This window comes from Pseudomonas sp. KH_040 (genome assembly GCF_057839305.1).
On sequence record NZ_CM174487.1, the window covers coordinates 5,657,510 to 5,679,991 of the forward strand.

At 56.6% G+C, this 22,482-nt stretch carries 15 protein-coding genes, 2 tRNA genes and 3 rRNA genes; 4 read left to right on the plus strand and 16 right to left on the minus strand.

Translation table 11 applies throughout. The features are described 5' to 3' along the window. Positions 1 to 68 precede the first annotated feature (68 nt). The 3 genes from mksB to mksF are packed head-to-tail and all read left to right on the plus strand — an operon-like array spanning position 69 to position 4,874. Positions 69 to 1,346, plus strand: a complete 1,278-nt coding sequence (gene mksB, locus AC3IUF_RS25145) for an Mks condensin complex protein MksB (RefSeq protein WP_414893553.1) — start codon at positions 69 to 71, stop codon at positions 1,344 to 1,346. After that, on the plus strand, positions 1,336 to 2,037 hold the full coding sequence (gene mksE, locus AC3IUF_RS25150) for an Mks condensin complex protein MksE (RefSeq protein WP_007912968.1): 702 nt from the start codon (positions 1,336 to 1,338) through the stop codon (positions 2,035 to 2,037). The genes mksB and mksE overlap by 11 nt, the downstream gene beginning before the upstream one ends. Further along, complete coding sequence (gene mksF / locus AC3IUF_RS25155; protein ID WP_489279614.1) at positions 2,034 to 4,874, plus strand: Mks condensin complex protein MksF; 2,841 nt, start codon at positions 2,034 to 2,036, stop codon at positions 4,872 to 4,874. Before mksE ends, mksF begins: the two co-directional genes overlap by 4 nt. Positions 4,875 to 5,056: 182 nt before the next feature. On the opposite strand, the gene AC3IUF_RS25160 is transcribed toward mksF, so the two are convergent. The 14 genes from AC3IUF_RS25160 to AC3IUF_RS25225 form a co-directional block, all read right to left on the minus strand. Next, positions 5,057 to 7,360 carry a PqiB family protein gene (locus tag AC3IUF_RS25160; RefSeq protein WP_007912970.1) on the minus strand — a complete coding sequence of 768 codons (2,304 nt, stop codon included), beginning with the start codon at positions 7,358 to 7,360 and terminating at the stop codon, positions 5,057 to 5,059. Next, on the minus strand, positions 7,353 to 7,976 hold the full coding sequence (locus tag AC3IUF_RS25165) for a paraquat-inducible protein A (protein WP_007912971.1): 624 nt from the start codon (positions 7,974 to 7,976) through the stop codon (positions 7,353 to 7,355). Before AC3IUF_RS25165 ends, AC3IUF_RS25160 begins: the two co-directional genes overlap by 8 nt. Next, a complete protein-coding gene (locus AC3IUF_RS25170; RefSeq protein WP_007912972.1) occupies positions 7,963 to 8,622 on the minus strand; it encodes a paraquat-inducible protein A in 660 nt (219 codons plus the stop codon). Before AC3IUF_RS25170 ends, AC3IUF_RS25165 begins: the two co-directional genes overlap by 14 nt. Positions 8,623 to 8,770: 148 nt before the next feature. After that, positions 8,771 to 8,886 (minus strand): 5S ribosomal RNA (gene rrf / locus AC3IUF_RS25175). Positions 8,887 to 9,037: 151 nt separating this feature from the next. Then, positions 9,038 to 11,931 (minus strand): 23S ribosomal RNA (locus AC3IUF_RS25180). 233 nt (positions 11,932 to 12,164) lie between these two features. Continuing rightward, positions 12,165 to 12,240: transfer RNA gene (locus AC3IUF_RS25185), tRNA-Ala, on the minus strand. A gap of 10 nt (positions 12,241 to 12,250) precedes the next feature. Continuing rightward, positions 12,251 to 12,327: transfer RNA gene (locus AC3IUF_RS25190), tRNA-Ile, on the minus strand. A gap of 123 nt (positions 12,328 to 12,450) precedes the next feature. Continuing rightward, a 16S ribosomal RNA gene (locus AC3IUF_RS25195) occupies positions 12,451 to 13,987 on the minus strand. Together the 16S, 23S and 5S rRNA genes with 2 tRNA genes alongside form the textbook arrangement of a ribosomal RNA operon. 484 nt (positions 13,988 to 14,471) lie before the next feature. Continuing rightward, positions 14,472 to 15,095 carry a protein-methionine-sulfoxide reductase heme-binding subunit MsrQ gene (msrQ, locus tag AC3IUF_RS25200; RefSeq protein ID WP_095114483.1) on the minus strand — a complete coding sequence of 208 codons (624 nt, stop codon included), beginning with the start codon at positions 15,093 to 15,095 and terminating at the stop codon, positions 14,472 to 14,474. After that, positions 15,095 to 16,108 carry a protein-methionine-sulfoxide reductase catalytic subunit MsrP gene (msrP, locus tag AC3IUF_RS25205; protein ID WP_095114485.1) on the minus strand — a complete coding sequence of 338 codons (1,014 nt, stop codon included), beginning with the start codon at positions 16,106 to 16,108 and terminating at the stop codon, positions 15,095 to 15,097. Before msrP ends, msrQ begins: the two co-directional genes overlap by 1 nt. A 63-nt stretch (positions 16,109 to 16,171) precedes the next feature. Next, the gene (gene pssA, locus AC3IUF_RS25210) at positions 16,172 to 17,029 is read right to left on the minus strand and encodes a CDP-diacylglycerol--serine O-phosphatidyltransferase (RefSeq protein WP_016983477.1); all 858 of its coding nucleotides are present in this window, start codon (positions 17,027 to 17,029) and stop codon (positions 16,172 to 16,174) included. A 149-nt stretch (positions 17,030 to 17,178) separates the two neighbouring features. Then, entirely contained in the window at positions 17,179 to 18,195 is a 1,017-nt protein-coding gene (ilvC, locus tag AC3IUF_RS25215) for a ketol-acid reductoisomerase (protein WP_007909969.1), read from the minus strand. A 48-nt stretch (positions 18,196 to 18,243) separates the two neighbouring features. Then, positions 18,244 to 18,735: an acetolactate synthase small subunit gene (gene ilvN, locus AC3IUF_RS25220; RefSeq protein WP_003176102.1), complete on the minus strand. Its 492-nt coding sequence runs from the start codon at positions 18,733 to 18,735 to the stop codon at positions 18,244 to 18,246. Between the two features lie 2 nt (positions 18,736 to 18,737). Continuing rightward, positions 18,738 to 20,462, minus strand: coding sequence for an acetolactate synthase 3 large subunit (locus AC3IUF_RS25225; protein ID WP_007949940.1), 1,725 nt, complete (start codon positions 20,460 to 20,462; stop codon positions 18,738 to 18,740). 399 nt (positions 20,463 to 20,861) lie between these two features. Here AC3IUF_RS25225 and AC3IUF_RS25230 point away from each other — a divergent pair, with 399 nt between their 5' ends. Then, complete coding sequence (locus AC3IUF_RS25230; protein WP_007949939.1) at positions 20,862 to 21,278, plus strand: DUF4124 domain-containing protein; 417 nt, start codon at positions 20,862 to 20,864, stop codon at positions 21,276 to 21,278. A 108-nt stretch (positions 21,279 to 21,386) separates the two neighbouring features. Here AC3IUF_RS25230 and AC3IUF_RS25235 read toward each other — a convergent pair whose 3' ends face one another. Both AC3IUF_RS25235 and AC3IUF_RS25240 read right to left on the minus strand, forming a co-directional pair. Then, a complete protein-coding gene (locus AC3IUF_RS25235) occupies positions 21,387 to 21,722 on the minus strand; it encodes a YqcC family protein (protein ID WP_007909947.1) in 336 nt (111 codons plus the stop codon). Further along, the gene (locus AC3IUF_RS25240) at positions 21,722 to 22,471 is read right to left on the minus strand and encodes a tetratricopeptide repeat protein (protein ID WP_489279617.1); all 750 of its coding nucleotides are present in this window, start codon (positions 22,469 to 22,471) and stop codon (positions 21,722 to 21,724) included. The genes AC3IUF_RS25235 and AC3IUF_RS25240 overlap by 1 nt, the downstream gene beginning before the upstream one ends. Positions 22,472 to 22,482 lie beyond the last annotated feature (11 nt).

The window sequence follows — 22,482 nt, forward strand, 5'->3', positions numbered from 1 at the left end:
GAGTGAATCGCATCCTTCGTGATGCAGTACAATCGCCGCTTTTCATTGCCAACCAGCCGGGCATTCCGATGATCGAACCCAAGCGCGTCTTGCGCGCCCTCGCTGAACACTGGGCATTGCTTGAGCCACTGTGTGAGCATTTCGACCAAGGCACATTGAGCCTCAACGAACTGCGCTCGCAACTGGCCGCCCAACAACTGGACAGCACACCGCAGGACATCACCAGCCTGCTCGACGTGTGGATTCGCCTCGATATTCTGATTCCGGTGGCGAAAAGCCCGAACCGTTTCGAGCTGAATGCGCAGATTCACGACTTCCTCGCTTACCTGCGTCGTGAGCACCGGCTGGGCCTGTGCCTGGAAATCGAAGCCTATCTGCGTCACCTCGAGCGTCTGGCCGGTTACATCCAGGACGCGTTCGACATCCGCGACGGCCACGACCTCGCGCGCCAGTTGCGCCTGCTCGACATGCGCGTGCGCGATGTGCTGAAGAAGCTCGACAACGACGAACAGGCCCTGGTCGCCGTCGCCGAGCGCGCGAAGACCAGCGATCGACAAATTCCGCTGCGTCAGCGTTACGCCGAAGTGCTGGCGACGTGGGACGAATATGTCGAGCCGATGATCGATCTGGTCAACGCCGACGGCGCCTTCGAACAAGGCGTGCGCAAGGTCGAAACCGTGCTGCTGAAGATGCTCAGCGAACAGCAGCGCCTCGGCCATCTGGTCGATGACGACATGCTGCTGCGCACCCACGCGCGCATCCTCGAAATGCAGACCAGTGCCCAGCTGACTTTGCGTCATGCCCGTGAACTGCTGCTGCCGCTGCGTGAAGAAGCGCGTCGGCACAACGCCGTGACCCGTGGCGCCGCGTTGGCGTTGGCAGCGATTCGCCGCAAAGGCATCGACGCCGTGCCGCAAGCGGCGATGCCGCTGTTTACCCGCCCGCAGAGCACCTTCCTCGGCAGCGCCAGTCAGGTCGAAGCCTACGTTTATGCCTTGGCGCGATTCGAGCCGAAACCGGCGCGCTTCCCGAAAGCGCACAAAACGCAGAAAGGCGAAGCCCCACGCGCGCCACGCACCGTTCGCGAGATGGTCGACCGCTGCGAAGAAGCCCTGCCGATGCCGGATCTGATGACCTGGCTGTTGGAACAGGAACCGGACGGCGCCACCGACGAATTGCTCTACTGGTTCTCGCGCCTGTCGCGGGAAAAACGCTTCAAGCGCGAGCGTCTGGAACGCCGCGAATACCACACTCACGAGCACCAGGTCAGCCTGCGCTCCTTCGCCCTGCTCTCGGCCAGCGATAACGCCGCCGAGAATTCTGCGAGCATCCCCAATGCATCTTGATCTTTCCGAACTGTCGCAACTCGCGCCGATTTTCCGCGAGCTGTTCAAGGGCTACCACGTCAGCCGCCGCGACCCGGAGCTGTACGCGCAACTGTCGAACTTCCAGGATCAATACCGCACGCTGTTCAAGGCGCTGGGCTTTGAACTGGTCTGCGATACCCGTGGTTTCTACTACTTCGTGCCGGACATGGCCGCCGCGGCGGTGAACAAGACTGCCCAGCGTCTGGCGCTGTTCACCTTCATCCTCGTCGAGCATCTGGCCGATCAGGGCCGCGACCCGATTGCCGTGCTCGATGGCGGCAGCCTCGGCCGCGAAGAGCTGCCATCGCTGCTGGAGAAATACCGCGACCTGTTCATTCAGGCCGAAGTGCAGACCGTTGAAGAACTCGAAGAAAAGATCATGCGCCGCATGACTCAGCTCGGCTTTGCCAGCGAAGAAAACGGCGTGTACCGCTTCCTGCCGCCGATGCACCGCTTCCTCGACGTCTGCCTGTCGGTACAGCAGGACCGTGATCTGGCGGCCAGCGTGCACAGCGTGCTGCCGTTGCCAGCACCGGTGCTGATCGACGAAGCGGCCGAAGCCAAATTCCTCGAAACCGACGACCCGCTCGATCTTTCCGAATTTGAAGAAGAGAGCGAAGAAGACGCACTGGCCCGCGCCATTGCCGAAGAACAGGAGTCCGACGCATGAGCCAGGAACGCTACGGCATCCGCCGCTTTGCCCTTTTGAACACCGCCGGTTACAGCCTCGGCCTGTTCCCGCTGGAAGAACCGCTGTCGGTTTACGGCGCGAACAACCTCGGTAAATCGGCATCGATCAACGCCTTGCAATTCCCGATTCTGGCGCGCATGTCGGACATGAGTTTCGGCAAATACAGCCTGGAACAATCGCGGCGCTTCTACTTCGCTTCCGACACCAGCTACATCCTTGTCGAAGTGAATCTGCCCCACGGCCCGCACGTGATCGGCGTGGTCGGTCGCGGCCCGGGCGGCGGTTTCGGTCACCAGTTCTTTGCTTACGCCGGCAAGCTCGATCTGGCGCATTACCAGAAGAACGACACCTGCCTGCGCCAGAAAGAGCTGTTCAGCAACCTTGAAAAAGAAGGCCTGAAAGCCTACGAACTCAAGCCTGATGAGCTGCGTCGTTTGCTGGTGGGCGGTCATACGTCGATTCCTTTGGATCTGACCCTGATTCCACTGCGCTCCACCAGCGAACAGAGCCTGAAGACTTTCCGTGCGCTGTTTATCAACCTGCTGCACATGCGCGAAATCACCGCGGCCAAGCTCAAGCAGTTGTTCCTCGATGCCTTCGAACACAGCCTGCGTTCCGGCAGCGTCGATTACATCGCCGCCTGCGAAGAAGCCTTCCGCGACGTGCGCCGGATGGAACAGGACTACAACTCGCTGGTCGCTGCCGGCCCGTTGGTTGAAGCCTTGGCCAACGGCGTGAAACAGCGCGACGTGCTGCGCGGCAAACTGCATCGCCTGTCGCCACTTCTGGATTCGTTGCTCGGCACCTGGTCGGACTACGCCAGTGCGCGCAAAGAAGAGCTGACGATTCAGGCCGACCACTACCGTGGCGAGCAGGACAGTCTGCAAAACGATCAGCGCGGTGGCACCCAGGAACTGATGCGTCTGGAGCGGGAAATTTCCGGTATCCAGCGCTGGCTCGGCGAATTGTCGGTGCTGAAAAATCGCTTCGCCCTGGTCGATGACGTCAAAGTGCTCGAGCAACAATTGCTCGCCGCCAAAGACGCCCACGACGAACTGGCCGGTGCCTTGGCGCAATCGCGTCAATTCAGTGCGGAAGATCTGGAAGAGCGCGTACGCGATCTGGAAAAACGCCTGAAGTCGGTGAAGCAGCAACTCGATCACGCCGACAACAACAGCTACGCCCGTCTGCGCGAGGAGTTCTCGCAACAGGACGTCGAGCGCTTGATGCGTCTGTTCAACAGCGCGCTGTTCAGCCTGCCGCTGGGCGAACACGGCATCACCCTCGACGACGACGGCGAGTGGGTCAAATCGGTCGAGCTGATTCTCGATGGCTTCAAGGGCGAGCGCTTCGAAGTGCCGGGCTTGTCCATCGACATCTCGCACATCGAGCCGCCGGCGCTGCAGGCCTTGGCTGACCGCGCTGCGCTGCGCGACCAGAAAGAGCGTCTGGAAAAAGAACTCAAGCAACTGAAAACCCAGCAAGCCGTGGCCGCCGACCGCGCCGCGAGCAAGACCCAGACCGAAGCGCTGTACCAGCAAGTGCTGGACGCGCAGAAAGCCCTGGAAGATTTCCGCCGCACGCAGACTTTGAGCGCTGAAGAAAGCGACAAGCTCGAGCAACTGGCGCAGATGGAAGGCGCGCAGGACGAACTCAAGCGTTCCAGTGACGCCTTCACCGAACGCGTCCAGCAACTGTCGGCCAAGCTGCAACTGGTCGGCCGCCAGATCGCTGACATGGAAGCCAAACAACGCACCCTCGACGATGCGCTGCGCCGTCGTCAGTTGTTGCCGGCGGATCTGCCGTTCGGTACGCCGTTCATGGATCCGGTCGACGATTCGATGGATAACCTGTTGCCGCTGCTCAACGACTATCAGGACAGCTGGCAAGGTCTGCTGCGCGCCGACGGCCAGATTGAAGCGCTGTACGCGCAAGTGCGCCTGAAAGGCGTGGCCAAGTTCGACAGCGAAGACGACATGGAGCGCCGTCTGTCACTGCTGATCAACGCTTACGCGCACCGCACCGATGAAGCGCTGACACTGGGCAAGGCCCGTCGCGCGGCAGTCACCGACATCGCCCGAACGCTGCGCAACATTCGCAGCGACTACGACAGCCTCGAACATCAACTGGCGCTGTTCAACCGCGAGATCAACAAGCGTCAAGTGTCCAACCTGCAGAGCTTCCGCATCGTCCTTGCGCCGAACAAGGAAGCGCTCAAGCACATCGACCAGATCATCCACAGCGCCGGTCAGTACGAAGAAGGCGAAACCCTGTCGGTGTTCGACCTCAGCCAAAGTGCCGAGCAGGACAACAAGAACGAAGAGGCCAAGGAATACCTGGCGCGGCTGGTGGCGGCGAACCACAACCAACTCGGCCTCAAGGACTTGTTCGAACTGGCCTTCGAGATCACCAAGGTCAACGGCCAGCCGGTGATCCACACCGACATTGATGGCGCGGCGTCCAACGGTACGACCATGACCATCAAGGCGCTGACCAACATGTACTTGTTGCTGCACTTGATGGATCGCGATCTGGCCGGTCGCGTGCGCCTGCCGTACTACCTCGACGAGGCCGCAGACATCGACGAGAAAAACCAGGCTGCACTGCTGGAAACCAGTCTGCAACTGGGCTTCGTGCCGATTCTGGCGAGTGTGAAGCCGCAGGTCTGCGCCAGTGTCGCGATCGACCTGGAAGGTGGCAGCGGCCCGGCGGGGATCTACATTGATGAGGCGGACTGGAAGTACATCCGTCGCCATGATGTGGTGAAGGCTACGGTCAATGTTGAAGCGGATGAGCCGGAGCTGGATGCGGTTTGATCGGCATTAACTGAAGGCAAAAAAAGGGCCGCGATCTGTTTGGATCGCGGCCCTTTTTTATGGCTTGGGATTTGTGCTGATTTTGCGGGCCCTATCGCGAGCAGGCTCACTCCTACAGTTGGAATGCGCTCCCCTGTGGGAGTGAGCCTGCTCGCGATGGCGCCACTTCAGACACCATAGAATCACTTACCGAGGGAAATCTTCGGCGCCCAGGTCAGCCACTCATCCTCAAACTTGTCGAACAGCGGAAACGTCTGCTCAGCTCGCGCCGGGTTACCCATGCGCTCGCCATCCGGCGTGGCGAAGGCAATCCCTCCCTGAATCGCCGTCTCCAGCGACTCGGTGCGCACCGTCAGCCCGTTGAACAAACCGATATCAAACCCGACACCGCTGGTGTTCCAGAACCGGCTACCGCTGCGCACCAACGGCGCGTATTTCGGCTCGATCAGAATGTGCACCAACACGCGATCAGCTGTCTGGCCCAGTTCATAACCTGTGACCTTACCCACGGTAATTTCACGGTAAGTCACCGGCACACCCGGCTTCAGCGAACCACGACGGGCCGCGCTCAAGACCAGACTCAGACCGGCCTCTTGCTTGGTCACTTCCGGCGCATTGGCCAAGGCCACAAAGTTCTTCTGCGGGCCGAGGTTCTTCGCCGCCGGTTGCACTTCGATGTACTTCCCGGTCACCAGGGTTTCCAGATTTTCTGTCTTGATCAGGCCGAGCTCCGGTTTTACCACCCAGAACTGGCTACCAACCCGGGCGATCTTCTCCGGCACTTCGGTGATGCGCGCCGTGAGGATCACCGATTGCAGATCGTCAGTCAGATCAACACTTTCAATCTTGCCGACATCCAGGCCCTTGAAGCGAACTGGCGTGCCGCTGCGCAAACCATCGGCGCGATCGACCTTGATCGTGACCACGGCACCCTTCTGATTAGCGTCATCGTGGTTGGCGAACAGACGGAAGCGCGGAATGCGCTTCTGTAACGGCGCCTTGGCTTGCGGTGTTTCGAAAGCGATACCGCCGGCCATCAGGGTTTGCAACGACTCGCTCTTCACTTGGATTCCGCCGGTCAACCCGCCGGTCAGCGTGACACCGCTGACGTTCCAGAAGCGTGTCGAGGCGTTGACCAGGTTTTCGTACTCCTTCTCGATGTGCACACCGATGACTATCTGCTTGCGAGTCTTGGAGAACTGGTAGCTCTGAACCGAACCGACCTTGACCTGTTTGAACAGAATCGGACTGCCGACATCAATCGAGCCAAGTGTATCGGTGAACAACACCAGGTGCAGGCCCGGCGAACGCAGATCCAGCGGCGGCGCCTTCGGCCGTGCCTCGAACTCGCGTTTCGGCGGCGCGCCTTTATCACCCGGACGCACAGCGATGTAGTTACCTTTCACCAAAGCTTCCAGACCGGTAATGCCCGCCAGGGAAATCGACGGCTTCACTACCCAGAACTGCGTGCCGTCCACCAGATAGTCTTCAGCCAACGGATCAAGAGTCAGTTCGGCAGTGGCGCTGTTCAGGTCCGGATCGACCTTCAGCGCCTTCAGGTTGCCGACCTGAATACCTTTGTACATCACTGGTGTACGGCCAGCCTGCAGACCTTCGAAATCGCTGAGTTTGACCTTCACACGGATCCCGGCAGCGGCCGCATCGAAGTCTTCGTACAGACGAAATGGCAGGCTTGGATCGGTCGGCGGGCTGTCCTTGCGGTTTTCGGGTGTGGCGAAAGCGATACCACCGGCGACGATGCTGGCCAGCGATTCGCTGCGCACTTTCACCCCGGACAGGTTGGCGTCGATGCTGATGCCGCTGGCGTTCCAGAAACGCGTGTGTTTGCGCACCAGTTTGGCGTAGGTCGGCTCAATGAAAACCTTGAGCTCGACGGTACTCTGGTCTTCCGAGAGCAAGTAGCTTTTGACCTGGCCGACCTTGATCTGCTTGTAGAACACGGGGCTGCCACGGTTCAGTGATCCGAGACGATCCGCCTTGATAGTCAGGTGCAGACCGGGCTTGGCGTCCGACAGCGGCGGCTCTTCGGCCAGCGCCTTGAACTTGCGCGTCGGTTCGCCTTCGCCGGGGCTGATAGCGACGTAGTTACCCGAAACCAGAGTTTCCAGGCCGGTGATACCGGCCAGGGTCACGCTCGGTTTGACCAGCCAGAAACGCGTGCTGGTCTTGAGGTATTGCTCGACGTCCTTGTTCATCTCAACGGTGGCGATCACACCTTTTGAGTTGCCTTCATCGTCGAGCTTAAGCGCCTTGACCTTACCGACCGGCATGCCTTTGTACATGACCTCGGTCTTGTTGGCCTGGATGCCTTCGCCACTTTCAAAGCGGATCTGAATCTCGATACCGGTTTCGGAGTAGGCACGCCAGCCGAGCCAGCCGCCGATGATCAGCGCGATCAGAGGCAGAACCCAAATGGCAGACCAGTTCGAAGCCGGTCGGGTTTTCGCTACGGGCAAATCAGTCATGGTCGTCGTCCGACTCCGTGTTATCCCAAATCAGTCGGGGATCGAAAGTTACTGCGGCGAGCATCGTCAGAATCACCACACTGGCGAAGGCGATGGCGCCAAGATTGGCTTCGACACTGGCAAGCCGGCCGAAGTTGACGACCGCCACGAGAATGGCGATCACAAAAATATCGAGCATCGACCAGCGGCCGATGAACTCGATAAAGCGGTACATCCAGATACGCTGACGCGCGGACAACGGTTGGCGTCGTTGTACCGAAAACAGCAGCAGCGCAATACCCACCAGTTTGAAGGTGGGCACGAGAATACTGGCGATAAACACCACAGCCGCGATCGGAATCATGCCGTGCTGCACCAACTGGATCACGCCGGACATGATAGTGCTCGGATCACCCTGGCCCAAAGAACTGACAGTCATGATCGGCAGCACGTTGGCTGGAATGTAGATAATCGCTGCCGTGATCAGCAGTGCCCAGGTACGGGTGAGGCTGTCAGGCCTGCGAGCGTGAACCAATGCACCGCAGCGGGTGCAGGTCTGCTCGTCGGTGTCCGCTTCCTGCCTGTTCAACTCATGACATTCGGTACAGACCAGAATGCCCGCATCAATCGCCCGCATGAGCGTCCTCTCCTGATAACGCCTGCCAGATCTGGTGCGGTGACATCACCACTTCCAGCCAGACCTGAACCAACAACAAGCCGATGAAACACGCCAAACCCAGGCCTACGGTAATGGCTGCCATGTCTGCCAGTTTGACGATCGCCACCAGTACGCCCATGAGGTAGACCTCGAGCATTCCCCAGTCTTTGAGGTGGTGATAAATGCGATAGAGCAGCAAGCCATAGCTGCGTCCGACATTGAAGCGGATCGTCAGTAACACGAACAACTGGCACAGCAACTTGAGCAGCGGTATGGCCATGCTGCACAGAAATACGACAATCGAAACGCCCTGCATGTCCGTATTGAACAGGCCGAGCACACCACTCCAGACCGTATCCTGCGAGGATTGTCCGAGGATATTGAGTTGCATGATGGGTAAAAAGTTTGCCGGGATGTACAGCAATAAGGCTGCGATCACCAAGGCGAGGCTGCGCTGCACCACGTTGTGACGGTGAGCGTACAACTCGTAACCGCAGCGTGGGCAGAGCGCTTTTTCGCCGTGGGCAAGTGTGGGCTTGCGCATCAGCAGGTCGCACTCGTGACAGGCCACCAAGTCTTCCAGCGGTAAATCTGACAGCCCGGGGGCGTCAACCGACTCTGACATAAAGGCTCTGGCTCCGAATAAGGTGGGGCTATTCTAGTGTTCTGATTCGAAAATAACTGTGCAAATTTGTTCGCTGTCGCGAGTAAAAACTTTTCTACAGGCAAAACAAAACCCCAACTGCTTTCGCAATTGGGGTTTCGGAATTTAATCTTGACGATGACCTACTCTCACATGGGGAAACCCCACACTACCATCGGCGATGCATCGTTTCACTGCTGAGTTCGGGATGGGATCAGGTGGTTCCAACGCTCTATGGTCGTCAAGAAATTCGGGTACTGAGTCGTGGCCTTGTGGCCTCGCTTCAGCAAATTGGGTATGTGACAGCTGGTGTTTTGTGAGTCTTTCGAACTTTCGGTTCGTTTCGTCTTCACACACCGCAATCTGGTCTCTTCGACGCAAATTGCTTGGGTGTTATATGGTCAAGCCTCACGGGCAATTAGTATTGGTTAGCTCAACGCCTCACAGCGCTTACACACCCAACCTATCAACGTCGTAGTCTTCGACGGCCCTTCAGGGAACTCAAGGTTCCAGTGAGATCTCATCTTGAGGCAAGTTTCCCGCTTAGATGCTTTCAGCGGTTATCTTTCCCGAACATAGCTACCCGGCAATGCCACTGGCGTGACAACCGGAACACCAGAGGTTCGTCCACTCCGGTCCTCTCGTACTAGGAGCAGCCCCTCTCAAATCTCAAACGTCCACGGCAGATAGGGACCGAACTGTCTCACGACGTTCTAAACCCAGCTCGCGTACCACTTTAAATGGCGAACAGCCATACCCTTGGGACCGGCTTCAGCCCCAGGATGTGATGAGCCGACATCGAGGTGCCAAACACCGCCGTCGATATGAACTCTTGGGCGGTATCAGCCTGTTATCCCCGGAGTACCTTTTATCCGTTGAGCGATGGCCCTTCCATACAGAACCACCGGATCACTAAGACCTACTTTCGTACCTGCTCGACGTGTCTGTCTCGCAGTCAAGCGCGCTTTTGCCTTTATACTCTACGACCGATTTCCGACCGGTCTGAGCGCACCTTCGTACTCCTCCGTTACTCTTTAGGAGGAGACCGCCCCAGTCAAACTACCCACCATACACTGTCCTCGATCCGGATAACGGACCTGAGTTAGAACCTCAAAGTTGCCAGGGTGGTATTTCAAGGATGGCTCCACGCGAACTGGCGTCCACGCTTCAAAGCCTCCCACCTATCCTACACAAGCAAATTCAAAGTCCAGTGCAAAGCTATAGTAAAGGTTCACGGGGTCTTTCCGTCTAGCCGCGGATACACTGCATCTTCACAGCGATTTCAATTTCACTGAGTCTCGGGTGGAGACAGCGCCGCCATCGTTACGCCATTCGTGCAGGTCGGAACTTACCCGACAAGGAATTTCGCTACCTTAGGACCGTTATAGTTACGGCCGCCGTTTACCGGGGCTTCGATCAAGAGCTTCGCGTTAGCTAACCCCATCAATTAACCTTCCGGCACCGGGCAGGCGTCACACCCTATACGTCCACTTTCGTGTTTGCAGAGTGCTGTGTTTTTAATAAACAGTCGCAGCGGCCTGGTATCTTCGACCGGCATGAGCTTACGGAGCAAGTCCTTCACCCTCACCGGCGCACCTTCTCCCGAAGTTACGGTGCCATTTTGCCTAGTTCCTTCACCCGAGTTCTCTCAAGCGCCTTGGTATTCTCTACCCAACCACCTGTGTCGGTTTGGGGTACGGTTCCTGGTTACCTGAAGCTTAGAAGCTTTTCTTGGAAGCATGGCATCAACCACTTCGTGTTCTAAAAGAACACTCGTCATCAGCTCTCGGCCTTAAGATCCCGGATTTACCTAAGATCTCAGCCTACCACCTTAAACTTGGACAACCAACGCCAAGCTGGCCTAGCCTTCTCCGTCCCTCCATCGCAATAACCAGAAGTACAGGAATATTAACCTGTTTTCCATCGACTACGCTTTTCAGCCTCGCCTTAGGGACCGACTAACCCTGCGTCGATTAACGTTGCGCAGGAAACCTTGGTCTTTCGGCGTGGGTGTTTTTCACACCCATTGTCGTTACTCATGTCAGCATTCGCACTTCTGATACCTCCAGCAAGCTTCTCAACTCACCTTCACAGGCTTACAGAACGCTCCTCTACCGCATCACCCGAAGGTGATACCCGTAGCTTCGGTGTATGGTTTGAGCCCCGTTACATCTTCCGCGCAGGCCGACTCGACTAGTGAGCTATTACGCTTTCTTTAAAGGGTGGCTGCTTCTAAGCCAACCTCCTAGCTGTCTAAGCCTTCCCACATCGTTTCCCACTTAACCATAACTTTGGGACCTTAGCTGACGGTCTGGGTTGTTTCCCTTTTCACGACGGACGTTAGCACCCGCCGTGTGTCTCCCATGCTCGGCACTTGTAGGTATTCGGAGTTTGCATCGGTTTGGTAAGTCGGGATGACCCCCTAGCCGAAACAGTGCTCTACCCCCTACAGTGATACATGAGGCGCTACCTAAATAGCTTTCGAGGAGAACCAGCTATCTCCGAGCTTGATTAGCCTTTCACTCCGATCCACAGGTCATCCGCTAACTTTTCAACGGTAGTCGGTTCGGTCCTCCAGTTAGTGTTACCCAACCTTCAACCTGCCCATGGATAGATCGCCCGGTTTCGGGTCTATTCCCAGCGACTAGACGCCCTATTAAGACTCGCTTTCGCTACGCCTCCCCTATTCGGTTAAGCTCGCCACTGAAAATAAGTCGCTGACCCATTATACAAAAGGTACGCAGTCACCCAACAAAGTGGGCTCCCACTGCTTGTACGCATACGGTTTCAGGATCTATTTCACTCCCCTCTCCGGGGTTCTTTTCGCCTTTCCCTCACGGTACTAGTTCACTATCGGTCAGTCAGTAGTATTTAGCCTTGGAGGATGGTCCCCCCATATTCAGACAAAGTTTCTCGTGCTCCGTCCTACTCGATTTCATGACTAAGAGATTTTCGCGTACAGGGCTATCACCCACTATGGCCGCACTTTCCAGAGCGTTCCGCTAATCTCAAAGCCACTTAAGGGCTAGTCCCCGTTCGCTCGCCACTACTAAGGGAATCTCGGTTGATTTCTTTTCCTCAGGGTACTTAGATGTTTCAGTTCCCCTGGTTCGCCTCTTGCACCTATGTATTCAGTACAAGATAACCATCTTATGATGGCTGGGTTCCCCCATTCAGACATCTCCGGATCAAAGTCTGTTTGCCGACTCCCCGAAGCTTTTCGCAGGCTACCACGTCTTTCATCGCCTCTGACTGCCAAGGCATCCACCGTATGCGCTTCTTCACTTGACCATATAACCCCAAGCAATCTGGTTATACTGTGAAGACGACATTCGCCGAAAATTCGAATTTCTCAACTAAGAGAACTCACAAATTTTACCTTAGCCTGATCCGTTACCAGTGAAAGTAACGTTCAGTCTATCTTTCTATCACATACCCAAATTTTTAAAGAACGATCTAATCAAAAGACTAGAAATCAATATTCTCAAGGAATACTCATTTCTAAGCTTTCAGAAGCAGTTATATGGTGGAGCCAAGCGGGATCGAACCGCTGACCTCCTGCGTGCAAGGCAGGCGCTCTCCCAGCTGAGCTATGGCCCCATAACAAAATTGGTGGGTCTGGGCAGATTCGAACTGCCGACCTCACCCTTATCAGGGGTGCGCTCTAACCAACTGAGCTACAGACCCAATTTCGAGCGCGTAACTGTTAGCTTGGAGCTATCAGCTTGGAGCTTAAAGCTGCTTCTATCGTCTTCTTCAATGAATCAAGCAATTCGTGTGGGAACTTATGGAGCAGCTGATGTCGTCGATTAAGGAGGTGATCCAGCCGCAGGTTCCCCTACGGCTACCTTGTTACGACTTCACCCCAGTCATGAATCACACCGTGGTAACCGTCCTCCCGAAGGTTAGACTAGCTACTTCTGGTGCAACCCACTCCCATGGTGTGACGGGCGGTGTGTACAAGGCCCGGGAACGTATTCACCGTGACATTCTGATTCACGATTACTAGCGATTCCGACTTCACGCAGTCGAGTTGCAGACTGCGATCCGGACTACGATCGGTTTTATGGGATTAGCTCCACCTCGCGGCTTGGCAACCCTTTGTACCGACCATTGTAGCACGTGTGTAGCCCAGGCCGTAAGGGCCATGATGACTTGACGTCATCCCCACCTTCCTCCGGTTTGTCACCGGCAGTCTCCTTAGAGTGCCCACCATGACGTGCTGGTAACTAAGGACAAGGGTTGCGCTCGTTACGGGACTTAACCCAACATCTCACGACACGAGCTGACGACAGCCATGCAGCACCTGTCTCAATGTTCCCGAAGGCACCAATCCATCTCTGGAAAGTTCATTGGATGTCAAGGCCTGGTAAGGTTCTTCGCGTTGCTTCGAATTAAACCACATGCTCCACCGCTTGTGCGGGCCCCCGTCAATTCATTTGAGTTTTAACCTTGCGGCCGTACTCCCCAGGCGGTCAACTTAATGCGTTAGCTGCGCCACTAAGAGCTCAAGGCTCCCAACGGCTAGTTGACATCGTTTACGGCGTGGACTACCAGGGTATCTAATCCTGTTTGCTCCCCACGCTTTCGCACCTCAGTGTCAGTATCAGTCCAGGTGGTCGCCTTCGCCACTGGTGTTCCTTCCTATATCTACGCATTTCACCGCTACACAGGAAATTCCACCACCCTCTACCATACTCTAGCTCGACAGTTTTGAATGCAGTTCCCAGGTTGAGCCCGGGGATTTCACATCCAACTTAACGAACCACCTACGCGCGCTTTACGCCCAGTAATTCCGATTAACGCTTGCACCCTCTGTATTACCGCGGCTGCTGGCACAGAGTTAGCCGGTGCTTATTCTGTCGGTAACGTCAAAATTGCAGAGTATTAATCTACAACCCTTCCTCCCAACTTAAAGTGCTTTACAATCCGAAGACCTTCTTCACACACGCGGCATGGCTGGATCAGGCTTTCGCCCATTGTCCAATATTCCCCACTGCTGCCTCCCGTAGGAGTCTGGACCGTGTCTCAGTTCCAGTGTGACTGATCATCCTCTCAGACCAGTTACGGATCGTCGCCTTGGTGAGCCATTACCTCACCAACTAGCTAATCCGACCTAGGCTCATCTGATAGCGCAAGGCCCGAAGGTCCCCTGCTTTCTCCCGTAGGACGTATGCGGTATTAGCGTTCCTTTCGAAACGTTGTCCCCCACTACCAGGTAGATTCCTAGGCATTACTCACCCGTCCGCCGCTGAATCCAGGAGCAAGCTCCTCTCATCCGCTCGACTTGCATGTGTTAGGCCTGCCGCCAGCGTTCAATCTGAGCCATGATCAAACTCTTCAGTTCAAACATCTTTGGGTTTTTAAGAAACCCTAAACTTGGCTCAGCAATCGTTGGTTACATCTTTGATTTCTCGCGGAGTAACTTGTGATGCTGATAATCTTGTTGACTATCAGTCTGACTCCACAAGCACCCACACGAATTGCTTGATTCAGTTGTTAAAGAGCGGTTGGTTAAGATCTTTCGTCTCAACCGAGGCGCGCATTCTACAGCAGCCTCATTTGCTGTCAAGTGATTATTTTCAGAAGTTTTCGAAGAATTCTTCAACAACTTCAACCACTTGCGCTTCCGATCTCTCGTCAGCGGGAGGCGAATTCTACAGCGTTACACGCTGCTGTCAACACCTCTTTTTCAACTTCCTTTCGGCTTCGATGAACTGAAGCAACTCACTGCCGAAACCTGCATAACTCATTGAATCTCAAGGAGTTTTCCGTTTCGACTGCGCCGGAAGTGGGGCGAATTATAGACATCTGAAATCTGCCGTCAACCGTTAATTTCGCTTTTCTTGCAAAACCTGCTTTTTAGCCAGCAAACGCGGGATCCGACGCGTCACCGGCGGAATACGCAGTAGCAGGAGCACCGCACCTATAAAGGCATAGATCGCCCACTCCTCAAGATCAGCGCGCACGATCCACAACATGTGCAGCAAACCCAGGCCCAGAATCACGTAGACCAGACGATGCAGTTTCTTCCAGCGCACACCTAAACGACGCTGACTGTAGCGATTGGAAGTCACCGCCAACGCCAACAATCCGAGAAAGCCCAACGCCCCTACTATTATGTAAGGTCGCTTGCGCAACTCGACCGTCAGCTGCGACCAATCGAAACCCAGAATGAACGCCATATAGCTACACAGATGCAAAACCACATAGGCGAAACACCAGAGCCCCAACTGCCGGCGAACCGCAATCCACCCTGCCCAGCCGGTCAGTTTCTGCATCGGCGTCATGCTCAGGGTGATCAATAACAACACCAATGTTCCCAGCCCCAGCCGATCAACCAGCACTTTGCCGGGATCCGGCCCAAGCAAATCCTCAAGCGCCTGATACAACCACAGCATCGGCCAGACCGCTGCCGCAATGAAAACGCCTATACGCCAGTACGGGAATCGCATCAGTAGTTCTTCCGCAGATCGAGCCCTGCATATAAAGAAGCGACTTCATCCGCATAGCCGTTGAACATTTGCGTATCACGAACATTCGGCTTGAACAGACTGTTCGGCAGGCGACGCTCCCGTGCTTGCGTCCATCGTGGGTGATCAACCGTAGGATTCACGTTCGCATAAAACCCGTATTCATCTGCCGCAATGCTCTGCCAGGTCGTCTTCGGCTGCTCGCTGACCAGACTGATGCGCACGATGGATTTGACGCTCTTGAAGCCATACTTCCACGGCACCACCAGACGCAGCGGCGCGCCATTTTGATTCGGCAATTCACGGCCATACATGCCTACCGCCAGAATTGCCAAGGGATTCATCGCCTCATCCAGCCGCAAGCCTTCTACATAAGGCCAATCGATCAAGGCAAAACCGGAGCGCTGGCCGGGCATGCTCTTGGGATCCTGCAAGGTTTCAAAGCGAATGTATTTGGCTTTGGACGTTGGCTCGACCTGCTTGAGCAGCGCCGAGATCGGAAAGCCAATCCACGGAATGACCATCGACCACGCCTCGACGCAGCGCAAACGATAGATACGCTCTTCCAACTGATAAGGCTTCATGAAGTCTTCCAGCGCATAGCGCCCAGGCTTACCCACCTCCCCGTCGATCACTACGCTCCATGGTTCGGTTTTCAGCGAGCCAGCATTCGCCGCCGGGTCGCCCTTGTCGGTACCGAACTCATAAAAATTGTTGTAGTGAGTGGCGTCTTTATAAGGCGTGATCGCCTCATCCTTGACGTTGACCGCCCCCCATTTAGTAGAGGAGAGCTTCTCGCTAAACCAGGCAGGTGCTTTGCCCGGCTCGACATCGGCATACCGCGCCGCATCGTCAGCATTGGCCCAGCGCGGCAGGCTACTGACGGCGATACCGGCAGCAGTGGCCCCCAGCAATTGGCGGCGAGAAAGATAGATGGATTCAGGTGTGACATCCGACTCGTGGCAGTCGGACGCTTTGGGGACTTTGATCAACATGGCAACTCCGCAGCTTTGGAGGACAGATGCACCCATAGACTGCGGAGTATGCGGGAAATTACATCACTCGGCTTTTTTGTGCCGACGAAGATGCAACAGGTACTGAACCGGGCCGGACGCCGCGTAAGCAAGGAACACCAGCAACAGAATGCGCGGTGGATCGCTGAATACCACGGCAAACACCAGCACCACAGCAAGGATAGCCACGAACGGTACGCGCCCTTTCAGATCCAGCTCTTTAAAGCTGTTGTACTTGATGTTGCTGACCATCAGCATGCCGGCGGCCGCCACCATCAACGCAACCAGGAACGACATCTTCGAACCCTGAATGCCATAATCACTGAACGCCCAGACAATCCCCGCCACCACACCAGCAGCCGCCGGACTGGCCAGACCGATGAAATAGCGCTTGTCCGCCGTACCGACCTGAGTATTGAAGCGCGCCAGACGCAACGCCGCGCCTGCTACATAGATAAAGGCGACCATCCAGCCGACCTTGCCCATATCGCCCAACGCCCAACCGAATGCCAGCAACGCCGGTGCAACACCGAACGCGACCATGTCCGACAGCGAGTCGTACTCGGCGCCGAAGGCACTTTGTGTATTGGTCATGCGCGCGACACGACCGTCGAGGCCGTCGAGCACCATGGCAACGAAGATCGCGATCGCAGCGAAAGCAAAATACTTGCTCGCGTTGGCGGAATCACCGGCACTCAAGGCCGCCTGGGCGCTCATCGAGTTGATGATGGAGTAAAACCCTGCGAACAGGTTCGCAGTGGTGAACAGATTCGGCAGCAGATAGATACCACGATGCCGGACTTTACGACCTTCTGCGTCGTGCCCTTCCTCGATGTGTTCATCGATGGGCAGCAGGCTTTCGGCGTCAGAAGCCTTGTTCGGCTCTTCGGGACGTTCGCTCATGGACATTACCTTGCAACGGTTTGGAGAAAATTCGACAGGTGCTTGAGGACGACAGTTCGGCCACAAACGCTGCAGCTTTATACCAGAACCACCGGCTCAAACGAAAAAACGCGGCCGAGGCCGCGTTTTTTCATACAAGGGACGACGACTTAGTTTTTGGCTTTGTCGACGATCTTGTTGGCACCGATCCACGGCATCATGGAGCGCAGTTGCTCGCCGATGACTTCGATGCCGTGAGCGGCGTTGTTACGACGCTTGGCGGTCATCGAAGGGTAGCCGGTTGCGCCTTCGCTGATGAACATTTTGGCGTATTCGCCGTCCTGAATACGTTTCAGGGCGTTGCGCATGGCCTGACGGGACTCGGCGTTGATCACTTCCGGGCCAGTCACGTACTCGCCGTACTCGGCGTTGTTGGAGATCGAGTAGTTCATGTTGGCGATACCGCCTTCGTACATGAGGTCAACGATCAGCTTCAGTTCGTGCAGGCACTCGAAGTAGGCCATTTCCGGCGCGTAGCCAGCTTCAACCAGAGTTTCGAAACCGGCTTTGACCAGCTCAACGGTACCGCCGCACAGAACGGCTTGTTCGCCGAACAGGTCGGTTTCGGTCTCGTCCTTGAAGGTGGTTTCGATGATGCCGGTACGACCGCCACCAACGCCAGCGGCGTAGGACAGCGCAACGTTTTTGGCGTTGCCCGAGGCGTCCTGGTAGATCGCGATCAGGTCAGGGATACCGCCGCCCTTGACGAACTCGGAACGTACGGTGTGACCCGGAGCTTTCGGCGCGATCATGATCACGTCGAGGTCGGCACGCGGTACAACCTGGTTGTAGTGGATCGCGAAGCCGTGGGAGAAGGCCAGGGTGGCGCCTTTCTTGATGTTCGGCTCGATTTCGTTCTTGTACAGGGAAGACTGGAACTCGTCCGGGGTCAGAATCATGACCAGGTCGGCAGCAGCAACAGCGGAAGCAACGTCGGTCACTTTCAGGCCGTGAGCTTCTGCTTTGGCAACGGTGGCCGAACCTTTACGCAGGCCAACGGTAACGTCGACACCGGAGTCTTTCAGGTTGCACGCTTGGGCGTGGCCCTGGGAACCGTAACCGATGATGGCAACTTTCTTGCCCTGGATGATCGACAGGTCGCAGTCTTTATCGTAGAAAACTTTCATGAATTTCCCCTATATATCCAGGCCGTTCAGGCCATTCGCTAATTTGGTTTAGATGCTGAGTACTTTGTCGCCGCGGGCAATGCCGGTCACGCCGCTACGGACGGTTTCCAGAATCGATGCGGTGCCGATGGACTGAATGAAGCTGTCGAGCTTGTCGCTGGTACCGGTCAATTGAACGGTATACACGCTGGCGCTGACGTCGACGATCTGTCCACGGTAAATATCGGTGGTGCGTTTGATCTCGGCGCGCTGGGCGCCAGTGGCCTTGACCTTGACCAGCATCAGCTCGCGCTCGATGTGAGCGCTTTCCGACAGGTCCACCAGCTTGACCACTTCGATCAGCTTGTTCAGGTTTTTGGTGATCTGCTCGATGACTTCATCGTGGCCAACGGTGGTCAGCGTCAGACGCGACAGGGTCGGGTCTTCGGTCGGAGCCACGGTCAGGCTTTCGATGTTGTAGTTGCGCTGCGAGAACAGGCCGACTACGCGAGACAGAGCGCCGGGTTCGTTTTCCAGAAGCAAGGAAATAATGTGCCGCATGATTAAGTACGCTCCGTCTTGCTCAGCCACATATCGCGCATCGAGCCGTCTTTGATCTGCATCGGATAGACGTGCTCGCTGGTGTCGACCGAAACGTCGATGATCACCAGGCGATCCTTCATGGCGAACGCTTCTGCCATTTTCGACTTCAAATCTTTCGATTCGGTGATGCGTACGCCGACGTGGCCGTAGGCTTCAGCCAGCTTGACGAAGTCAGGCAGCGATTCCATGTAGGAATGCGAGTGACGGCTGCCGTAGCTCATGTCCTGCCACTGACGCACCATCCCCAGAACACCGTTGTTGAGGATGACGATTTTCACTGGCAAGCCATATTGCAGGCAGGTCGACAGTTCCTGGATGTTCATCTGGATACTGCCTTCGCCGGTGACGCAGGCAACATCGTCATCCGGGAAGCTCAACTTGATGCCCATGGCCGCCGGGAAACCGAAGCCCATGGTGCCCAGACCACCGGAGTTGATCCAGCGGTTCGGCTTGTTGAACGTGTAGTACTGCGCAGCGAACATCTGGTGCTGGCCCACGTCGGAAGTGATGAAGGCATCGCCCTTGGTCACTTCGCAGAGGGTTTCGATCACGGTCTGTGGCTTGATCTTGCTGCCGTCGCCCTTCTCGTAAGGGAACAGGCCGCGATCACCGCGCCATTCATCAACCTGCTTCCACCAACTGGCAACGGACTCCTTGTTCGGGGTCTCGCCGATTTCCTTGAGGATCGCAACCATTTCGGTCAGGACGCTCTCCACCGGGCCAACGATTGGCACGTCGGCCTTGATGGTCTTGGAAATCGAAGCCGGGTCGATATCGATGTGGATGATCTTGGCGTTCGGGCAGAACTTCGCCGCGCCGTTGATCACGCGATCGTCGAAACGTGCGCCGACCGCGAGGATCACGTCAGCATGGTGCATCGCCAGGTTGGCGGTGTAGCTGCCGTGCATGCCGAGCATGCCGATGAACTGACGATCAGTACCCGGGAAACCACCCAGGCCCATCAACGTGTTGGTCACGGGCAGGTTGAGCATTTTCGCCAGTTCGGTCAGCGGTGCAGAACCGTTGCCGAGGATCACGCCGCCACCCGAATAGAGCACTGGGCGCTTGGCCGCCAGGAGCATTTCTGCCGCCTTGCGGATTTGCCCGGAGTGACCGCGAACGGCCGGGCTGTAGGAACGCAGCTTGGCTTTTTTCGGGAAGATGTATTCGAACTTCTCGGCCGGGTTGGTCATGTCTTTCGGGATATCGACCACGACCGGGCCCGGACGACCGGATTGCGCCAGGTAGAAGGCCTTCTTCATGACTTCCGGGATTTCCGAAGCGTGCTTGATCATGAAGCTGTGCTTCACGATCGGCCGGGAGATACCGATCATGTCGGTTTCCTGGAACGCGTCGGTGCCGACCATGGTGCTTGGCACCTGACCGGAAATGATCACCATTGGAATCGAGTCCATATAGGCGGTCGCGATCCCGGTAATGGCGTTTGTGGCGCCAGGACCGGAAGTCACCAATACCACGCCGGCTTTACCGGTGGCACGGGCATAACCGTCAGCCATATGGGTTGCCGCTTGTTCGTGACGAACCAGGATGTGAGTCACTTCCGGTTCTTTGAACAGGGCATCGTAAACATGCAGGAGAGCACCACCCGGGTACCCGTAGATATATTTGACGCCTTCGTCACGCAAAAAGCGGACGAGCATCTCACCGCCAGATAAAAGCTCCACGTTGTTCACCTCTAAAACGCCAGAATACCGTCCACAAAAAAGGGGCGGGTCTTAATAGGTTTACTTCTCGGCAGAGCATGAGCGACGGTGGTCGCCGACTACGTCAGCACTGACTGAGCAAGTATTGGGATCGTCCCAAGTGTTGCGGGCCTTTCCCACCCAGCGCGAGGTAACGCGTTGCGGGTGTAACAGGTCGGCGCGGATGTGCGCCTCATGATCTACCGAGTGGGTCTGCTTCTGGCAGTCCCTCTACAGCGGACTTTGGATTCTTCTGTTTCGCCCTCTCCAAGTCAAGCCGTCTATGTGGTTAATTGTGGGTAAACACATGAGAACGCAAGAAAAAACCTGAAAACCGCTACTCTGTTAGTGTCAATTGCGCACTTTTACCAAGGATTCAGCATGCGAACGCTCCTCCTCACTCTGCTGATCGGCATCAGCCCATGGGGCATGGCCGCTCAAATCTACAAATGGGTCGACGCTCAAGGCGTCACGCATTTCGATGCGCAGCCGCCAGCGGGCCAGCCGTCGACGACCTTGCAGACGCCCTCGTCGCCCCCGCCCAAGCCCGGGGCAATGCCGGGCAGCGGTGTACTCGGTGACCAGAAGGCTATCGACGACAAGGTGAAGAAACAGGTGGCTGACCAGCAGGCGCAGCTCAAGCAGTTTTGCGAGCAGGCACGGACGAACCTTGCGCAATTGCAGAACAATCCGCGCCTGAGGGAGGAGGTGGAGGGGCAGATGCGCCGGCTGGATGATGCACAGCGTCAGGAACGCATCGTCGAGGCACAGAAACAAATCGCGCAGAATTGTGAATAGACACCTGTAGGAGCTGCCGCAGGCTGAGATCTCTTGATTTTGCTTTCAAAAACAAGATCAAAAGATCGCAGCCTTCGTCAGCTCCTACCTATCCGGTGTCAGTCTGGGTTAGCGCGAGGCAGTGATCAGCAGGTCAAACTCTTTGAGCAGCACCTGCAACTGACGATCCTTGCCACCCAGGTTGCGCTGGGCGAAGACCATTTCGGCCATTTCCTGAATCCCCGAAGCATTCGGCAACGGCAAATCCTGTTCAAGGATCATCTTCATGCGTGGCAGGAAGATCCATTGCAGCCACTGCTCGAAGTCCAGTGTATCGACCGAAAACGGCTCGACACTGCTCAGCGCTTCGGCCGACGGAGAAACCTCATCCCACCAGCCTTGTGTGCGCAGCTCACGCTCGATCAGCAACAGCTGATCAGCGATTTTCGGGAAACGAGCATCCATCACAGCGAAACCTTGGCCTTCTGACGGGCCTGAGCGGCGCCGGCGGAATCGCCTTGTTTCTCACGGGACTGAGCAATGATTTCCCATAGGCTGGCCTGCAAGTCCGGACGACCGTTGGCCATGGTCAACGCACGACGGGCGAACTGCTCTGCTTGCGGCGCGTCACCTTGGGCCATGCGCACCTGCGCCAGACGATAAAGCACTTGCGGCTCACGCGGCGCCACACGCTGGGCACGCTCCAGGCTGGACGACGCGCCATTGAGGTCGCCACCGGCCTGTTGTTGTTGAGCTGTCGTCAGCAAGGCAAGCACCGGACCGTCCAGTTGCTCATCTGCCGACAAGCCACCGCCGCTGCTGGCCGAAGGAATCCCGCTGGGCGTCGACGGCATGCTGTAGCTGCCGGAATTGACCGGCGCGGACTCGGCCGGCGAAGGATTGTACGGCCCCGCCGTGATACCGCCGGATGCCGGGCCTGGCACGATTGGCGAAGCGCTGATCGGTGTCGACACGGCAGCGCCGCCGCCCGGCACCATCACCACCACACCAGTATCACCTTGCGGAATGGCCTGAGTCTGGCCCTGCGCAGGACGCTTCACCGTCGTTTGACGGAAACCGCCATTGGCCGAAATACGCTCGCTGTTGGACACCGCAGTACCGGAATCAACCACCGGAATCGAACCACGCTGTACGGTAGAGCAGCCGCTGAGCAAAGCCACGGCGGTCACCGCTGGAATCAACCACTTGTTCACTTGAAACCCTC

Bases quoted from the DNA above. Each gene is read 5' to 3' on its own strand.
- mksB (WP_414893553.1), top strand. From the start codon at position 69: ATGATCGAACCCAAGCGCGTCTTGCGCGCCCTCGCTGAACACTGGGCA.
- mksE (WP_007912968.1), top strand. From the start codon at position 1,336: ATGCATCTTGATCTTTCCGAACTGTCGCAACTCGCGCCGATTTTCCGC.
- mksF (WP_489279614.1), top strand. From the start codon at position 2,034: ATGAGCCAGGAACGCTACGGCATCCGCCGCTTTGCCCTTTTGAACACC.
- AC3IUF_RS25160 (WP_007912970.1), bottom strand. From the start codon at position 7,360: ATGACTGATTTGCCCGTAGCGAAAACCCGACCGGCTTCGAACTGGTCT.
- AC3IUF_RS25165 (WP_007912971.1), bottom strand. From the start codon at position 7,976: ATGCGGGCGATTGATGCGGGCATTCTGGTCTGTACCGAATGTCATGAG.
- AC3IUF_RS25170 (WP_007912972.1), bottom strand. From the start codon at position 8,622: ATGTCAGAGTCGGTTGACGCCCCCGGGCTGTCAGATTTACCGCTGGAA.
- msrQ (WP_095114483.1), bottom strand. From the start codon at position 15,095: ATGCGATTCCCGTACTGGCGTATAGGCGTTTTCATTGCGGCAGCGGTC.
- msrP (WP_095114485.1), bottom strand. From the start codon at position 16,108: ATGTTGATCAAAGTCCCCAAAGCGTCCGACTGCCACGAGTCGGATGTC.
- pssA (WP_016983477.1), bottom strand. From the start codon at position 17,029: ATGAGCGAACGTCCCGAAGAGCCGAACAAGGCTTCTGACGCCGAAAGC.
- ilvC (WP_007909969.1), bottom strand. From the start codon at position 18,195: ATGAAAGTTTTCTACGATAAAGACTGCGACCTGTCGATCATCCAGGGC.
- ilvN (WP_003176102.1), bottom strand. From the start codon at position 18,735: ATGCGGCACATTATTTCCTTGCTTCTGGAAAACGAACCCGGCGCTCTG.
- AC3IUF_RS25230 (WP_007949939.1), top strand. From the start codon at position 20,862: ATGCGAACGCTCCTCCTCACTCTGCTGATCGGCATCAGCCCATGGGGC.
- AC3IUF_RS25235 (WP_007909947.1), bottom strand. From the start codon at position 21,722: ATGGATGCTCGTTTCCCGAAAATCGCTGATCAGCTGTTGCTGATCGAG.